This is a genomic window from Parasegetibacter sp. NRK P23 (assembly GCF_023721715.1).
Classification (GTDB): Bacteria; Bacteroidota; Bacteroidia; order Chitinophagales; family Chitinophagaceae; genus Parasegetibacter.
Window position 1 is genome coordinate 576,803 of sequence record NZ_JAMDLG010000001.1, and the last position, 17,552, is coordinate 594,354.

A 17,552-nucleotide genomic window follows, 5' to 3' on the forward strand; every position below is an offset into this window, starting at 1 on the left:
CCGCTTCCTCCACCACATAAAGATGTTATTTTGAAAATCAGCGTTCCTGAACCGGGAAGCAGTTGTATTTTTATCCTGTTCAAAACCAGCCTAAACTGAGAAAATTCATTACAATACTGCTGTTGCTCCTGGCAACCGGCGTACATGCGCAAAAGGAAGTGTACATCTATACCCGGCTGCACAAGAACGACGGGCTGGCTTCCAACCATGTTTACGCTGTTTTACAGGACAGTCATGGGTTCATGTGGTTCGGCACTTCCAACGGACTCCAACGCTACGACGGGCAACAGTTTCAGACCTTCAGACATATTCCCGGCCGCACCGGTCAGCTCCCCGATAACAAAATTCTCCGGCTGATGGAAGACGACAGCTCCAGAATATGGGCCGCCTCCTCTTCCGGTGTCACCCTTTTCCATATTGCCGGCAGGTACCTGAAACAGGTGCCCGTGATGCGCGGCAACCTCAGCCATACCATGGAAATTCTGGATATTTTCCGTGACCGCGAAGGCAATACCTGGCTCACCACACGCAAACAAGGCGCATTTATTTACAATCCCAAAACCGGGCATTTCGACCCGGCGCTTACCTGTTTGCCTCAACTGGCGCACACCAGGATCATGGATGTGGTGCAGGATCCGCTTCTCCCCTATCTCTGGCTGGCCACGGATGATGGCATACGCCTTTATGACCAGGAAAAAAACAAGTGTCTAACCCGTGAAAATACTGTCGCTCTTTTCCCCTTTCTTTCCGCACCAGAATTCAGGAAGCCCATTCTGAATATGATGATCGACCGGCAACACCGGGTCTGGATCACCACCTGGGACGCGGCCACCGTATCTATGCCCACATTTGTATCAGATGACCGGCAACACCAGCGCTTTCACAAAGCAGCCGCCGCAGGGGAACAAGCCATGTTATTTGAAGACAGCCGGAAAAGAGTCTGGTCGGTAGGGGAATTCTTCACGTCCTACCAACAGGGTTCCGGTACATTCGAGACCATTCATACCGATGAACGCTACCAATACGGTATTGACTTCGACCGCATCTATCACATCAGTGAAGACAAACAACATAACCTTTGGCTGGGTACCAGCAACGGTATTTTCCTTTTTAACCCCGACCCTAAAAAAGCGGGAACGGTATTGCTGCGCGCGGGGATGGACAAAAAAACTTCGGCGCTCAACATCACCGGCTTCTGCGAAATACCAGGCGGCGATGTGATCGTAAGTACCTGGGGGTCTGGATTATACTACTTCGACCCTCAGTTCAGGCTGAAGAAGGAGTTCAGCACCGGAGACGTGAACGGAGACCTTTGCTGGAGTCTTGCCTACGACAGCGCACAAAACATCTGGGTCGGCTGCCAGCTCGGTTACCTGATGCGCTTCGATAAAAATGGCACCCTCGTAGAGAAAGGGCAGCATCCCGTTTTCGACAACCGCACCATCCGCTGCATCACCGTTGCGCGGAACGGAGAAGTATGGCTGGGCACCCAACACGGACTGATCGTAAAATATGATCCCGCCACCAACAGCTATACCCGTTTTACTGATCAACGCTATCCTTCCGGCGAACAATTCGGCAACATCAACAAACTCGTGGAAGATCCCAGGGGAAGAATCTGGGCCACCACTTCTACCTATGGTATCATTGAGATCGATAGGCAAACAGGTGCGGTAAAACAACGTTTCTCCCAGGAAAATAAAACCAACAAAACGCTGAGTTACGGGTACGGAGACCTGTTGTGGCTGTCCGATACCTTATTCGCCGCCGCTTCAGACTATGGCATAGAACTGATCAACCCAGATAACGGCAGGATGAAACAATTCACACTGGCCAACGGATTGCCCGACAACATGATCGTGAACATCCTGAAAGAGAACGAAGCATACCTTTGTTTCAGCACCAACCACGAAGTGGGCAGGTTACACATTCCTTCCGGGAAAACCGTGGTATACGGCGCCAGGGACGGCATACTGGATGACAACTATGAAAGCATCGCCAACATCCGTTTGCGCAGCGGGAAATTACTGATCGGCGGCAACAGAACCATCGCATTCATACAACCGGATAAAAAGTTGGAGGTGGCGCCGCTTCCAAATGTGACCATTACCGGGTTCAAATTGTTCAGCATCCAACAACCACTGGATTCTATCCTCAGCAATACCCCCATCCGCCTTTCGCACCGTGAAAATTATTTTACGGTGGAATTCGCTTCGCTCAGTTACGCGGATAAAGATAAAATCGTTTATTACTACCAGTTAGAAGGTGTTGATAAAGACTGGGTGCGCGCCGGAAACATCCGCTTCGCCACCTATACCAACCTCGATGGCGGGAACTACACTTTCCGCGTGAAAGCGGAAAAAGCCGATGGCAGCGCGGTTACGCCGGAAACAACATTGAAGATACATATCTCCAGTCCGTACTGGCGCTCCTGGTGGTTCTACCTGCTCGCGGCCGTATTACTCGCCGGCGTTGTGTACCTCGTGCAACGCATCAGGATACAGCGTTTGCTGGATATGGAAAGCGTGCGTAAACGGATTGCCCGCGACCTGCACGATGATATGGGTTCCACCCTCAGCACCATCAATATTCTTTCTGAAATGGCCCGGATGAAAATACATACCGACCAGGAACGTGCGCTGGAATTCATCCACAGCATCAGCGACAACTCCTCGCGTATGATGGAATCCATGGACGATATCGTGTGGTCCATCAACCCCGTGAACGATTCCATGCAGAACATCCTCGCGCGGATGCGCGAATTCGCGACCACGGTACTGGAGCCTAAAGATATGCTGTGCGAATTCATCATCGACGACCAGGTACAGCACATCAAACTCGACCTGGAATCGAGACATGACTTCTTCATGATCTTTAAAGAATCCGTGAACAACATTGCCAAATACGCCGGTGCCACGCAGGTAAGAACAGAATTCACGCTCAAAAGAAGCATATTGTACCTTCGCATAGAAGACAATGGCAGCGGCTTCGATACCACACGGGCTGAATATGGCAACGGCATCGCCAACATGCACAAACGGGCGCAGGAACTGAAGGGAAAACTCCGTTTAGACAGTGTACCCGGGAAAGGAACAACCATCACACTCGAATTCAATATATCATAAAATAAAAATGTGCGTATGATCCGGATCGTTTTGTATGAAGACAATACCCAGCTCAGAGAGGGCCTCAGCATGCTGATCAACGGTTTCGACAAGTTCGCGGTGGCGGGCGCGTTCCGCAACTGCAACAATGTAAAGGAAGAAATCAGGGAACTGAAGCCTGACGTGGTGCTGATGGATATAGATATGCCGGGAACGAACGGCATTGAAGGGCTGAAACTGATCAGGGAGGTCGACAACCAGGTGAAGGTGCTGATGCTCACCGTTTTTGATGACAACAAGAACGTGTTTGAAGCCATCCGTTCCGGCGCCGATGGCTACCTGCTCAAAAAAACACCGCCGTCCAAACTGCTCGAATACATCCAGGACGTGTTTGATGGCGGGGCGCCTATGACGAGCTCTATCGCAAGGCAGGTGCTCCAGATGTTCTCCGGGCAACCCGTTTCCAACCGCGAAGAAGACAATTACAACCTTTCCGACCGGGAAAAAGAAGTATTACAATTACTCGTGAATGGCTACAGCTATAAAATGATCGCCGCGGAAATGTACATCTCCATAGATACGGTAAGGTCGCATATTAAAAAGATTTACGAGAAGCTGCACGTGAACTCCAAATCGGAGGCCGTGGCCAAAGCTTTCAAAGACAGGATCATTTAAAAAGAAACGGCGACAACCTTGCAGCCTTAACCGTTGCACCACCACCCCGTTATGTGGTAGCTTTCTTCAGATGGCATTGGTTTTCACATCTACATGCGATTGTAACGCAGCCCGATTCCCGTGAATTTTGCGGTACAAATTTCATCACACATTTAAACCAACCATCATGAACATGTTACAACAAACCGGCAGAACAATTACTGCCGCCCTCGCGTTCGCCGCGCTGCTCCTGGGTACTTCCTGCAAAAAAGACAACGATGAACCCGGAGGAGGTAATCCACCCGCAGGTAAGAAGATCACCAGATTCGCGGTAGATGCCAACAACTACGTGAGCTTCTCTTACAACAACGACGGCAAACTCAGCAAAATGAAAAGCAGCATGTCGTTCGGACAAGTACCTATCGTTTTGGAAACATCCTTTACTTACAACGGAAACAAAGTAAAAGAAGTGATTACTTCTGAAGGGGAGAAAAGCGTGATCACCTATAGCGGGAACTATCCTTCCAAATCAGAGGATTTCGATGAAAACAACGTGAAAATCAGTTACGATGAGTTCACCTGGAACAACGGAAAACTTGCCCAGACCATCACTTATGAAAAAGAAGAAGGCAATACATTTGCTCCCGACTCCAAAGTGACCTACGAGTACCATGCGAACGGCAACCTGAAAACAGTAAAGTACTACGCCTATGTTTCCGGCGACGACGGTTATGAACTGGAATACAGGGAGGAATATGAGCAGTACGACAATAAGTTCGACCCCATCAGCATTACGTCCAATATGACCGGTATCGTGGATCCTTCTTACCGCCCCAACAACCCAACGCTCATCAAACACTATGATGCTGAAGGTCTGTTACAAGCCACGATTGAGAAAATTTACGAATACGATGCGCAGGGGTATCCCACCAAACTGAAGGAGAAACACACGGAAGACGGGGATACCTACGAAGTAAATTATACCTATACCTACTAAAAGCAGGATAAAATACCCACTTCATGTGATTGTGGGGAAGAAAAACCAGTTGTACATTTGCGCCAGTTAATCAAACAATCATGAAACAATTGCTCCTCTCTATTGGAATCCTGGCAGCCGGTGTTGCCATTGCGAAACTCGATCTGAGCGGGGCGGTGAAGTCCGTCGCCTGCGAGCCGGCAGTAGCCAGCGCGGAAAGCGGAAGGTTTCATGCCAATTTCTCCCTGCTGGGCAGGTTACAACAGCTGGTTCCCGGTTCAGCCACATCCTCGCTTTGCGAGGAACAGGAACCTGAAACGCCGGCAACCGGTAACGGATTACCTGAACGCACCCTGCTGATCTTCCGCCAGTTCGTTAAATAATCCATAACTTCCCCTTCATACAAGGCGACTTACGGGTAGCCATGAAAAAACGATCTCAGTGATGGTACGCCTTCACTGAGATTTCCTGTACCGTTCTTGTATCCTGATCCCGTTCTCCTGCGATGCCATTTTGTAAACCCTTCTTATAACATAACCCAAACAATCAATCAAAAAATGAAAAAAGTATTCAAAGTACTGGGTATCCTGGTACTGCTGCTGGTGGTGTGCGTGGCCGGCGTTGCCGTGTACATCAAAACAGCGCTTCCCGATGTGGGCGATGCTCCCGTAATGCAGGTGGATATTACGCCTGAACGGGTTAGCCGCGGCGAATACCTTGCCAATAGCGTGATGGTATGTATGGATTGCCACAGCACCCGCAACTGGAACGAATTCTCCGCCCCACCAGTTCCCGGCACCCTTGGAAAAGGTGGTGACCGTTTCGACAGGGAAATGGGCATGCCCGGTGTTTTCTACGCCCGCAACATCACGCCCGCAGGACTAAAAGACTGGACGGATGGCGAGGTATTCCGTGCCATTACCTCTGGCGTCTCCAAAGATGGGCGACCTTTGTTCCCCCTGATGCCGCATCCTGCCTACGGTCAACTTGACGAAGAAGACATTAAAAGTGTGATCGCTTATCTCCGCACCTTACCCGCTATTGAGAACGAAGTGCCGCTTCCTGAAGTGGATTTTCCCTTCAGCTATATCCTGAACACGATTCCAAAGAAACCGGCTTTTACCAAAAAACCGGCCGAGACGGATACACTGGCCTATGGCAAATACCTGATTACCGCGGCGAGTTGCGTGGAATGTCACTCTCCATTTGAAAAGGGCGCGCCGGTGTTTGAAAAGGCGTTTTCGGGCGGAAGGGCTTTCCCTATGCCCAATGGCACCTTATTTACGTCCAACCTTACGCCACATGAAACGGGCATTAAAAACTGGACGAAGGAAATGTTCATAGAAAGGTTTAAAATGTACGCCGACAGTGGTCGTCAGCATGTACCCGTTAAACAGGGAGATTTCAACACCATTATGCCCTGGACGATGTACGCGAACATGAAAGAAAGTGACCTGGGCGCGATTTACGCGTTCCTCCGCACCGTACCGGCTTTGGAGAATAAGGTGGAAAAATTCGTGCCCCGGAAGTAGTCCCCTGCTTGGTTTTTCAGTATAAAGGTTTACCTTTGCACCCCATTTTGGGTGTAAACCGTACTGCTTTTAGTAAGCGTGTGGGTTTGCGGAATTAAAAATTAAACAAAAACAGGGATCATGAACAATTACGAATTGATGGTGATTTTTACCCCTGTGCTTTCTGATGATGACTTCAAAGCGTCTCAGAAAAAGTACATCGACCTGCTCACAGATGCAGGCGGATCGGTGGTTCACACGAACCCCTGGGGACTGAAATCACTGGCGTACCCTATCCAGAAGAAGACCACAGGTATTTACTGGGTCCTGGAGTACAGTGCGCCATCCGACTTCAATGAGAAGCTGAAGATCCAGCTTCTGCGTGACGAGAGCGTTCTCCGTCACATGGCTACCAAACTCGATAAATACGCCGTCGAGTACAATGCGAAAAAGAGAAGTGGCGTACAGGCTTCATCCGAAAAAGTGGAGGGTTAATTTATGGCCAAAGCAAACGAGATCAAGTATTTAACTGCGATCAAGACCGAAAAGCGCCAGAAGAAATACTGCCGCTTCAAGAAGATGGGGATCAAGTACATCGATTACAAAGATGGCGAGTTCCTGAAGAAATTTATCAACGAGCAGGGTAAACTGTTGCCCCGCAGGATCACCGGTAACTCCCTGAAGTTTCAGCGGAAGGTATCTGATGCTGTGAAAAAAGCCCGTCAGATGGCGATATTGCCCTACGTAACAGACCTGTTAAAGTAAGGAGGACACCATGCAAGTAATATTGATACAAGACGTAAACAACCTGGGTGGTGCCAACGAACTGGTAACGGTGAAGAACGGGTATGCCCGTAACTTCCTGATCCCAAACAAGTTCGCCGTAGAAGCAAGTGCTTCTAACCTGAAGCAACTCCAGGAGCGCCTGAAGCAGAAAGCGAAGAAAGAAGAGAAGATGCTCTCCGAGATCAACAACGTGATCGCGGTACTGAAAGAAGGTCCGGTGAAAATCGGAGCGAAAGTTGGTGCCAGCGAGAAGATCTTTGGTAGCGTTACTTCTGTTCAGATCGCCAAAGCGATCCGCGATCAGAAAGGGTATGATATCGACCGTCGTCGTATCTCCCTGGCTGAAGACATCAAGGAGCTGGGTACATTCAAAGCGAACATCGACTTTGGAAATGGCCATGCTACTGAAGTAGAGCTGGAAATCGTAGCTGAATAAGCGAAATTCGAAGATATACCAGGTAAAAACCCCGCGATTGCGGGGTTTTTCTATTCATAAAAAATAAATTTCATAAATCAAAATAAAAATATACCTTCGGTGTGTCCAGAATGATCTTTACAGTATCCAATCGTTCTCTGAGCATTTCTCGAAAATTGTTCCTGGTTCATTGATCACTGTTATCATGATGGTTTATTTATTTTTTTAATTTAGAATCATGAACATTTACGTTGGAAATCTCAGTTGGGATATGACTGAGCAAGATCTCCTGGAGCTTTTCGCTCCTTATGGCGAAGTTACTTCTGCCAAAATCGTTACCGACAAATTCAACAACAACCGCAGCAAAGGCTTTGGTTTCGTTGAAATGTCTGACGATGAAGCGGGTAAAACTGCTATTGAAAACCTGAACGGTGTTGAGACTATGGGTCGTAACATCGTTGTAAACGAATCACAACCTAAGCAAGGTGGTTCATCAGCTGGCGGCGGCGGTGGCTTCAAGAAAAGAAGCTTCGGCGGCGGCGGCGGTGGAAGCCGTGGCGGATTTGGTGGTGGTGGAAACCGCGGTGGCGGTGGCTACGGTGGTGGCCGCGGCGGTGGCGGTGGATACAACCGTTACTAATCAGGTTTAAGATCATTAAACAAATTCAAGTCTCCCCATTGGGGAGACTTTTTTTGTTTGAGTATTTCGCGCGACTGCTTTGTTGATTTTCGTTTCGTACTGTGGATGGTCAGCGTCTCAGGATCGGCGTCCGTAGCGGAAACAGGCAGGTTCAATTGCGTACCGAAGCGCATGTATTGGTGATCAATAGCAGTGATCGTGGGCGCATTGTTTTGCGTGGCCGCACTGTCTTCATTGCTGTAAGCGGAATGCCCTCCTTCATTTACCGCACGCACTTTGTAGTAGAATACTGCATTGGAAAGCAGTGCGGTATCATTGTAAGTGGTAGTATTCGCAGGCAGGCTGGCCAGCAATACATATACCCCATTGGCTGTAGTGGAACGGTAGAGTTCGTATTTCTCCTCATTGTTGGCATTATCGGCCCATGTTACAGCGATGGAAGAAGTAGATGTTCCATTTGCATCCAGTCCTGTAGGAGCGGAAGGAGCAGGAGGCAGCGCCATTGTGGTGGCAAACACTTTACCATAAGCATCATTCATCAACTGACCGATTTCTGAAACAGTCAGCGCCTTACCAAACACCACGAAGTCGTCCAGCTTTCCGGAGAAGCGGCCAGTAGCGGTATTGAAAGCATTACTGCTGTTCACGGTACCGATCCTGGAGGCGTTCGAAGTTTCCCCTATTGCGTTGAAACCAAGGTTATTGTCGGCTGCAACCTCAACACCATTGATATACAATTTCAGGCTGTTCGCATTGTATACCACCGTCACATAATTCCAATCTGTGCTGGTATAAGGAGCGGAAATGCTCTTGCGGGTAACAAAGATGAAATTGGTGTAAGCGGCGCCGGCATAAAGCCTGTTGCCATCTAACCTGATGGCCAGACCATCATCATTTCCGCCGAAATCAACCACTACCCTGTTACCGGTATTGGAGTTAGATTTCATCCAGAATGAAATAGACTTGGAAGAATAACCGCCACGGATATAATCTCCTGAAGATGTGGCTACATCCAGGTGTTGGTTCGAGCCATTGAATGTAAGAGCATGTGAACCTTCTTTTTTATCGTTCGCATCATAACCGGGGTTATTACTTCCGGTAATGGTTCTTCCGTTGCCGGAAGCATCCGTGAGGTTACCATTGAAGCGCCATTGCGCCTGCGCATCGGTGGTTACAGCAGGGATGAAAGCGGACTCTCCGTACTGACCGATGGCGCGCAACCTGTAGAAGTAGGTGGTGCTTGCATCAAGACCAAGCGTATCCACAAATGTAGTGGCATTTGCAGCGGATGTTCCGATAATGGCATAATCGTCAGCTGGATTGGTTGACCTCCATACCTCAAAGCCACTCTCGTTATCGCTGTTGTCTGTCCAGGCGAGATTGATGCGTTTGTAAGAAACAGCGTTAGCGCTCAATCCAGATGGAACAGCAGGGGCCGAACCATTGTTTACCGGAGGATCAGAGAACGCGCTATTGGGAATAGTAACGTAGCTGGTGCCGCTAGATGGTGTTCTCCAGGAAACCGTCATGGCTTCACCACCACCCTGCTCAAAGAAACCGATAGCGATGGGGTATACACCAACAGACAGGTTCAGTGCAACGGATTCCCTGTTCTGAGAACCGTGCTGACCATCATTGTTTACAGTAGACGTGGTACCGAAGGCGTACGGAGAGGATGTTTGTCCGAGCGATCCGAGCCACAACCGGCTTCCGTCATCCGAGTTGGTACGGAAATAATAGGTTCCGGCCTGCGTGATGTTGATGAATCCTTCCCACAGGAACCCAAAGTTATCGTTCTGTGAACGTGGAGCCAGTGTTACATTGGGAACAACACCTGTAGCCACAGGATCCAGGTCGTTGAAGTTGGGGAGATTGCTCCAGGTACCCGTAAAGGTGTAGTATTTATAATTCAGTCCATTCAGTAATGGCTGGCCGGTGACCTGGCTGCTGAACGGAGACTTATTGCCTGCAAAGTCCCTTGCCTGTACTTTAAAGTTGTACGACTGTCCATATTGCAGGTTATACACGGTGAAAGCTGTAAGCTCTGTTTCATAGAACTTAACCCCATTCACATAAATATCATAAGCAACAACGCCTACATCATCCAGCGACTCGCTCCAGGTGAGGGAAACGGAGTTCCTGGTGGTTCCTGTAATGCTGAGGCTTCCAGGGGCAGATGGTGCCTGGATATCCGAAAGCGTTGTACCATTAACCGGGTCGGTAGTGGCGGAAGCGCCGTTCAGGTTGATAGCCCTTACACGATAAAAATACTGCGTGTTGGAGTTAAGGTCAGTATCTGTGTAACCAGTGGCATCCGCCGCAGTGGTAGCGATCAGTGTGTAGCCTGAACCGGAACTGAGAGAACGGTAAATTTCGAATCCGGTTTCATTTGTTCCGGGAGCCGGATTACTGCTCTGGTTCCAATCGAGTTTGATGGAAGTTTTGGAAAGAACGGTCGCAATTACGCCTGAAGCTGAAGAAGGACCATTGGCGCCATTCGCGTCAATCACGGTGAAGGGATTAGAGAACTCGCTTGAACAGCCAAACTCTTCGGTCACTTTCACACGGTAGGCTCCTGCTGAAGTTGCCACGTATGTATTGGAAGTACCCAACACAGTAGCGCTGCCATCTTTTACCCATTGGTAAGAAGCATATCCTTCCGGCACAAACAACTGCACTGAATTTGTTCCGTCCGGAGCGGGTATTACACGTGTGGTGCCCGCTTCAGCCTGGATATCAGGAGAAACAGTGGCGCCTTTCAGTTTAATTTCAACGGGAATAGGGGACCATGGGGACCACTCCGTGCCACGACGAATGCGTGCTGAATAAACGCCTACAGAAGTGGCTGTAATGGTATTAGAATTGGCGCCAACAATCAGTTCACCGTTCTTGCGCCATTCGTAACCGTCGAAGCCGGCGGTAAGCCCGATCACCTGGTTGATGGGATCTCCAGGGCAATATTCCGTTCTGCCGTTCAGCGGCCAGGGGTTGGCCTTGTGCGCTTTATTTATGAATGGAATGAACTGAGGTTCCACCCAGGCCTGGTTCCAACAGCCATGCCCCAGGTTGGGGTATTCCGTATAACTGATGTTAGAACCTGCATTCCTGTAATTGGAAACCACGCCTCTTGCTGTGAAGGGGGCGGGAGATTTATCAAGTCCACCCTGGAACAACCAGATTGGCGTCCATTTCAGGGATTGCACTTTACTTGCATCACCGTCTGCAACAGAAACGGCGCTGATCGGCAAACCGGCAGCGACAAGCTTGGTGTGATTGGTCAACATCTGCCATGTTGCACCGCCGCCGCCGGAAAGGCCGTCAACGATCACCCGGTTGATGTCCACATTTACCTCAGGAACAAAATAGTTCTCGATCAACTCTTTGATATTCTGAAAATGCCCGGTATTGAAGGCTCCGGAGCCGGAAGAAGTTTGCGGATAGAGCAGGAAACCATCAAAGCTGCCATTGTCCACATAGTTCATGAAACGTTGGCCACCATGGTAAAGCTGGTATTCGTTGTCGTAAATGGTACCTTTTTCACCAATACCGTGAAAGAATATAAAGATCGGGTATTTCTTACCTGTTCCCAGTGAGTCTTTGTACGACTTGGGGAACTTCACGCGAAAAGCCATCCCTTTGTAATAGTAGGCTTTGAAAGAAGAAGTATTGAAAGACACCCGGTTTGTTTTCACCCATTTGGCAAGCGTTCCGTAAGCCGGGGTAGCCGGCGGGGCGCTGGGGTTATAAACAACGATTGGGTCGTCCGGGTTAAGGACGCCGGTTTGTGCCACCGCCGCGTTCCCCAGGGCAGCACAAAGAACAATCGCCAGTAAGCTGAAAATTCTTGTAAAAGTTTTCATACTCTAATTTTAAGGTTTGTGTGGCCCACTACTTCAGCCACGGTTGGTTTCAGATTCGATCAGTATAAATACGGATTGTCGCCGTTAGATAAAAAGTTAAGCGGTAATATCCATGGAGGAGATTGGAACGATGGAATTCAACAGAGGAGATTGAAGATGTAGTGTGGTATTACTAGGATGCTGAATCAGAGGTAGCTATAACATAGGACATACAAAGGAAGCATCTTTTTTCAAATTCTGCAACTTCCTGGTATAATTATTTTTGCACATCTGTTGCTATTGCACAAAAGTACTATAAACCAGTAATTTGCTCCAATACCACTTTCAGGGTATACCATCTTCCATCATTCTTTTTTCTGTAATTCCGGCAGGTATACTATGAAGTTTCGCTTTTTTGAGTAATTTTATTTCGCTTTTCAGGATTGAGTGCAAGGGCACTAATTACATCTTCCCAATACCCGGAAAAACCTCATCAATACCACGCTTCCATATTTCATGAAACCCGTACAATCATTCATCATAATATTATTCACATGAAATTTATCGACCTGTCCGTATCTGAATTGCATGACCTCGCAAAAAGCAGAAGGGCCGATTACCTTTCGGCGGAGCCCTTCCCCAACACTTATTTCGATAATTTCTTTAATGCCGAAAAATTATCTGAAGTGCTGGAAGAGTTCCCTGACCTCAGCCAGAATCCAGACCTTAAATACAACGACGCGAACCAGATCAAACTGGCCTCCAAAGGCGAATACCGCTTTGGTGAAAAAACAAGGGAGTTCATGCACTTCCTTAATTCCCAGCCTTTCCTGGAGTTCCTTTCCATCCTCACCGGCATAGAAGCGCTTATCCCCGACCCTTATTTCGATGGCGGCGGCGCGCACCAGATACTTCCCGGCGGATTGCTGAAAATCCACGCCGATTTCAATAAGAATAAACTCACCAATCTCGACCGCAGACTGAACATTCTGGTTTACATGAACAAAGACTGGGACGAATCCTGGGGTGGACATTTTGAACTCTGGGACAAAGAAATGAAAGGAGCCGTTAAGAAGATCCTCCCCATATTCAACCGGATGGCGCTCTTCACCACCACCAGCGATTCTTACCATGGCCACCCTGATCCGTTAAGGTGCCCTCCGGACAGAAGCAGGAAATCGCTCGCGCTTTACTATTATACCAACGGCAGGCCCGAAGAGGAAATCACCGATGCGCACTCTACCCTGTTCAAAGCAAGGCCCAACGAAAAAGCAGGCAAATCTTTCAAAGACATCATCAAACAACTTACACCGCCTATCATTTACGACGCGGCTAAAAAAATCACCAAATAGGAAGTAATCTTCCGGCATTCAACGAAAAGAGCGCATCCTTCAAACGGAATGCGCTCTTTTCGTTTCTATTTAATTCGAATCAGGAAACAGTGGCGGGACGTGCATTAGAGCCAAATTTCCTTCTCAACGCCACGAATGGTTTTTCCACCAGGTAATAAGACCCTAAAGACAAACCTACCGTAAGCACGATTGTGAGCGCGTACCATTCCAAACTACTCTTTTCAAAATAAAGGTTCCCCACTTTTAAAGCCACCCAATGGAACAGGTAAAGGGAGTAACAAAGCTTTCCTGTAAATACCATGAATTTGTTATCAACCAGCTTGTGGATGAATCCCTTTGTATGCAACACAGCGAATGCCGGAACGATAATCGCGAACGCAATGCCCTGAAGAGAATATTTTATGGTTGTCTGGAAAAAAAGATCATTGTAAATAAGGGTTACCGCAAGCAGCGCCACCGCGATGATAAACGCAATATGCGATTGAAGTAAACGCTGGTACCACTTAGATTGATATTTATACAGCAACAATGCCGAGAAGCAACCGTAAAGAATAGAGTCGGCCCTGCAATGGGTGGTATAGTAGGTAAGCTGAAAAACCGTGGTGCCTCCAGGCGCGGTCATAAATGTAAAAATCCGGATGCCCAGAAACAGCAGCAGCAGGAAGAAGATGATGTAGAACAACCGCTTATGGGCGTTGGAATAAAACGTGATGAAAAGCAGTGGGAACAACATATAAAAATGCTCCTCCACAGACAGCGACCACAATATTTTTGACACCAGCAGATAGTTCGAATCGGGAAGCACGGGGTGAAAATACACCAGGTAGTAATTGGTGAAATAAAACAATCCCGCCAGGATATCGCTCCAGATAATCGTATAGTGATGGAGCAGCAGCACGACAATAGAAACGAGCAGCATCAACAGCAAGGCCGGGTAAAGGCGCAGCAGCCGCCGGATATAAAATTCGCCCAGCTTCACCGTTCCGATCTTATTGTATTCCACAATCATCAGTTTGGTAATGAGCAACCCGCTGACGTAAAAGAAAAGGGTAACCCCCAGGAAGGCCACATCCATTTGCGCAAGGTGCAAATGCGAAAGGATCACGAGTAAGATCGCGTATCCTCTGAATCCATCGATATAAGAAACGTATTTATTATCCGGCTGCATCTGAACTTGTTTAACGGTCAAATTTAAGAGATCAACATCCTACCAAATACTTGCTGTTCTTTCCAAACAACTTCTGCGCGGCCTTAATCACCAGCATACTGCCGGCCAGTACCAGCACCAGGTAAATGGTCCAGTACAACAGGTTACCGGGTATAGGTTGCTTCATCAGTTTTTCATAAACGGCTTTTAGCACAAGCAGTACATAATAGTGTACAAAGAATATCCCAAAGCTGAGGTGCGCCAGTGTTGATAGCATAGCTGGCACTTTTTTATCCAGCTTCCAGAACCAATAAATAAAGAACGGGCAGAATAACATCTTGTGCAGAAAATTAAGCTGCGTATTGGCTACCGGGAAAAGCGCGAAGTTCAGGCCCAATACCAGCAACGTCGCCCCTGTAATCAGCCACCAGTATTTTTGTGCGAACAAAAGGTAATCTGCACGTTTATAACTCATGAACATTCCGAAAATATAGCAGGGAAGAAAGTGTACGAACATGCGCGGAATATCTGAAAAAGGATCCCGGCCAATGTACATGGAAAGCACCATCAGCGGGAGAATGATCCAGTACCACACCGGATGCCTGTTAATATAGAGGAACACGGGAGCCAGCAGATAAAATATAACAATCATGGGAATGAACCAGAACTGTTGCATGTGCCCCCCGGTAACATAAAGGAAGCCGAACTTTTCCCAACCGCTCAGCGCCATAAAATCGGGTTTATAGGCCAGAAGGTAACCCGGTATATCTCCTGAATACAGGCGGTAGGCCAATATCGGGATGGACAACAGCAGGTAAGGTAACACCACGAACTTCAATTTCGAAACAAGATAGGTCTTGTATTTAAAGTTCGCGGAGAGATGGTGGAAAAGATAGCCCGCCATGAACATGAACAAAACCGTACCGTTTTCCCAGAACACCCGGATAAACTGATGGATGATGGAGTCTTCCGGCCATTCCATCAACAGGTGTCCGGCAACTACGGAAATGATGGCGAAGCCCCGGAAATTATGGATATAACCAATAAACTCTCTTTTCTTTTTCTCGGTAACCACTACCGGTGGAGCCGCGGGGGTAATTGTTTCGCTCATGGGAATCTGTTTTATGCTACTGGTAGATAAAATGAATAAGGAACCCAAGTATATTCAGCAATACGGCATATACAATCATCCCTTTCAAAAGCCATGCGGGGATGTGCTGCACGGCTAGCGCGAACAACACGAACAGCAGTGGCAGAAAGTCGAGAGAAAACCGCATGGTATTGATCTGGTGGAACCCGTTGTTGTGGTAAAATAAGGTTCCCGTAAGAATCACGCCGATAGTGGCACAGGCGCCGATGGCCAGCGGGCGTGCCCATTTCGCTTTCACGGCCGCAACCAGGAAGGGACTTGCGGAAAGCAATGAGGTGCCCCAAAGGTCCATATCTTTAATGTGCATGTTTCCCACCCCTTCGAATTCAATGTTGAACCCTTTGATGAACATGCTGTAAAAATTGAAAAGGAAGTATTTCGCGCTGAAAACGCCATATTCATTCACCCTGTCGCGCAATACGCCGTTGAAAATAATATAGGAATAACCAGGATCCATCGGGTTCCCGAAGCGCACATAATTGTATCCGGCGTAAAGCAGGAAAAAGAAACCGGCGCCCAGACCCAGGTGAACCAGGTGTTTAAACTTCACTTCTTCCCTGTTCTGCTTCCAGGCGTAATAAAGAAAGCCCAACGCGATAAAAATATAGGCGAAGGTGAACTGCCTGGTTAGAAAACTGCAACCAATGTACACACCTGCCAGCCACCAGCGTTTGCGGCCCAAAAGCTCATTCATCAACAGCAGTTGAAAGGTAAGCGACGTAATGTGCGCGAATGAATACACATGGTGACTGGTAAAAAGCGCGAACCAATAACCGGTTCCAAAGAAAAACGCCAGTATCAGCCAGGGCAGTACCGAGGCGGAAACCTTTACTCTCACCAGAATTTTGTGCAGCAGAAAAAGATTGAGGCAGCTCATGACCACTACAATGAATACGGTGTTCACCTGCTGGTAACCGAAAATAGCCACAAAAGGAGCCAGCAGCAACGATGGCAGTGGCGGATAAGGCAGGTAATGCGCACCGTTGTACGCGATCATATCGTTGTAGGTATCCATGGGAGGAAGCGCAAGACTTCCGTTCAGCAACGATTCCGCGAAACGCAGGTAGGCATTGTTTGCACCATCGTTCTGGTAAAAATTCATGATGGCCGGCACATGCAAAACGAGGAACGCTGCAAAATAAAAAATCCAATCGAGCCGAGTTGGATTTTCAAAAGAAGCAAGTTTGCGTATATATCGGATCATACTCCCGTCTTTATTTATTCGCCTTTTCCCATACGGTTACAAATCCGCCGGTAAACTGGTAAGGAAGTACTTCAGCAATGGCGCAGTCCAGTTTCTGCAATGATTTTATCTTTTTGGTCGCAAGGGAGAAAGGGAATACGTCCTCCACAAAATTCGTTTTACCGAAGGTGCTGATGACAAAATTATTTTCCTCCGCCAGTTGCTGCAGCGTTTTTTTGGTAAAGAACTGAATATGGGTGAGGTCACTTGCGGAAGACTGCACCGTGGTACCCTTATACCCCAGGAGGGATTTGATTTTTGAAACCGTTTTCCAAAGGAACCCGTTCTTTTTTTGCATGGCGATCACGGGCCGGGTCACGAAAAGCTCACGCGGACCTTTACCGTTGGGCACCGTAACAATCAGCACACCATCGTCGTGGAGGGTCTGGTTCAACACCTTTAATAATTTGCCGGGCTCGTTCAGGTGCTCCAGTACCTCGCTGCAAATTACGGCATGGTACTTATTTCCGTCGGCCACCAGTTGTTCCGCGCTGATGACATCAAATTTCACGTTGGGCAGTTTGTTCAATTCTTTAGCCCTCGCAATGGCAATATCGCTCACGTCAATGCCCCGCACATTAAATCCCTTTTCCCCCAGGCTTCTGGAGATCACCCCGTTTCCACAACCCACGTCCAGCACTTCGGCTCCGGTCGGGAGCTTAGCCTTTAGTACTTGTGTAATAAAATCGAGCCGTTTGATATCGGCAATCCTTTCAAATTCCATGGTTTCCTGAT

15 protein-coding genes are annotated in these 17,552 nt (G+C 48.1%); 10 read left to right on the plus strand and 5 right to left on the minus strand.

Annotation, left to right across the window (positions count from 1 at the left end; all coding sequences use genetic code 11):
- Positions 1 to 122: 122 nt before the first annotated feature.
- The 9 genes from M4J38_RS02310 (at position 123) to M4J38_RS02350 (ending at position 8,086) form a co-directional block, all read left to right on the plus strand.
- On the plus strand, positions 123 to 3,125 hold the full coding sequence (locus M4J38_RS02310) for a two-component regulator propeller domain-containing protein (protein WP_251757908.1): 3,003 nt from the start codon (positions 123 to 125) through the stop codon (positions 3,123 to 3,125).
- Between the two features lie 15 nt (positions 3,126 to 3,140).
- Complete coding sequence (locus tag M4J38_RS02315) at positions 3,141 to 3,779, plus strand: response regulator transcription factor (protein WP_251757909.1); 639 nt, start codon at positions 3,141 to 3,143, stop codon at positions 3,777 to 3,779.
- A 166-nt stretch (positions 3,780 to 3,945) separates the two neighbouring features.
- Positions 3,946 to 4,755, plus strand: coding sequence for a hypothetical protein (locus M4J38_RS02320; protein WP_251757910.1), 810 nt, complete (start codon positions 3,946 to 3,948; stop codon positions 4,753 to 4,755).
- An 80-nt stretch (positions 4,756 to 4,835) separates the two neighbouring features.
- Positions 4,836 to 5,117: a hypothetical protein gene (locus M4J38_RS02325; protein WP_251757911.1), complete on the plus strand. Its 282-nt coding sequence runs from the start codon at positions 4,836 to 4,838 to the stop codon at positions 5,115 to 5,117.
- A 174-nt stretch (positions 5,118 to 5,291) separates the two neighbouring features.
- A complete protein-coding gene (locus M4J38_RS02330) occupies positions 5,292 to 6,266 on the plus strand; it encodes a c-type cytochrome (RefSeq protein ID WP_251757912.1) in 975 nt (324 codons plus the stop codon).
- 120 nt (positions 6,267 to 6,386) lie between these two features.
- Positions 6,387 to 6,740: a 30S ribosomal protein S6 gene (gene rpsF / locus M4J38_RS02335; RefSeq protein WP_251757913.1), complete on the plus strand. Its 354-nt coding sequence runs from the start codon at positions 6,387 to 6,389 to the stop codon at positions 6,738 to 6,740.
- A gap of 3 nt (positions 6,741 to 6,743) precedes the next feature.
- Entirely contained in the window at positions 6,744 to 7,010 is a 267-nt protein-coding gene (gene rpsR, locus M4J38_RS02340) for a 30S ribosomal protein S18 (protein ID WP_251757914.1), read from the plus strand.
- Positions 7,011 to 7,020: 10 nt separating this feature from the next.
- A complete protein-coding gene (gene rplI / locus M4J38_RS02345; protein ID WP_251757915.1) occupies positions 7,021 to 7,467 on the plus strand; it encodes a 50S ribosomal protein L9 in 447 nt (148 codons plus the stop codon).
- Between the two features lie 217 nt (positions 7,468 to 7,684).
- A complete protein-coding gene (locus M4J38_RS02350; protein ID WP_256469189.1) occupies positions 7,685 to 8,086 on the plus strand; it encodes an RNA-binding protein in 402 nt (133 codons plus the stop codon).
- Here the strand turns inward: M4J38_RS02350 and M4J38_RS02355 are convergent.
- Positions 8,083 to 11,946: a fibronectin type III domain-containing protein gene (locus M4J38_RS02355; RefSeq protein ID WP_251757917.1), complete on the minus strand. Its 3,864-nt coding sequence runs from the start codon at positions 11,944 to 11,946 to the stop codon at positions 8,083 to 8,085. The genes M4J38_RS02350 and M4J38_RS02355 overlap by 4 nt on opposite strands.
- Before the next feature lie 533 nt (positions 11,947 to 12,479).
- Between M4J38_RS02355 and M4J38_RS02360 the strand changes: the two genes are divergently transcribed.
- Positions 12,480 to 13,277, plus strand: coding sequence for a 2OG-Fe(II) oxygenase (locus M4J38_RS02360; RefSeq protein WP_251757918.1), 798 nt, complete (start codon positions 12,480 to 12,482; stop codon positions 13,275 to 13,277).
- A gap of 79 nt (positions 13,278 to 13,356) precedes the next feature.
- Here M4J38_RS02360 and M4J38_RS02365 read toward each other — a convergent pair whose 3' ends face one another.
- The 4 genes from M4J38_RS02365 to M4J38_RS02380 are packed head-to-tail and all read right to left on the minus strand — an operon-like array spanning position 13,357 to position 17,541.
- On the minus strand, positions 13,357 to 14,445 hold the full coding sequence (locus M4J38_RS02365; RefSeq protein WP_251757919.1) for an acyltransferase: 1,089 nt from the start codon (positions 14,443 to 14,445) through the stop codon (positions 13,357 to 13,359).
- A 31-nt stretch (positions 14,446 to 14,476) separates the two neighbouring features.
- Positions 14,477 to 15,535 carry an acyltransferase gene (locus M4J38_RS02370; RefSeq protein ID WP_251757920.1) on the minus strand — a complete coding sequence of 353 codons (1,059 nt, stop codon included), beginning with the start codon at positions 15,533 to 15,535 and terminating at the stop codon, positions 14,477 to 14,479.
- 16 nt (positions 15,536 to 15,551) lie between these two features.
- Positions 15,552 to 16,778: a glycosyltransferase family 39 protein gene (locus M4J38_RS02375; protein WP_251757921.1), complete on the minus strand. Its 1,227-nt coding sequence runs from the start codon at positions 16,776 to 16,778 to the stop codon at positions 15,552 to 15,554.
- Between the two features lie 10 nt (positions 16,779 to 16,788).
- Positions 16,789 to 17,541, minus strand: coding sequence for a bifunctional 2-polyprenyl-6-hydroxyphenol methylase/3-demethylubiquinol 3-O-methyltransferase UbiG (locus M4J38_RS02380; RefSeq protein WP_251757922.1), 753 nt, complete (start codon positions 17,539 to 17,541; stop codon positions 16,789 to 16,791).
- Positions 17,542 to 17,552 lie beyond the last annotated feature (11 nt).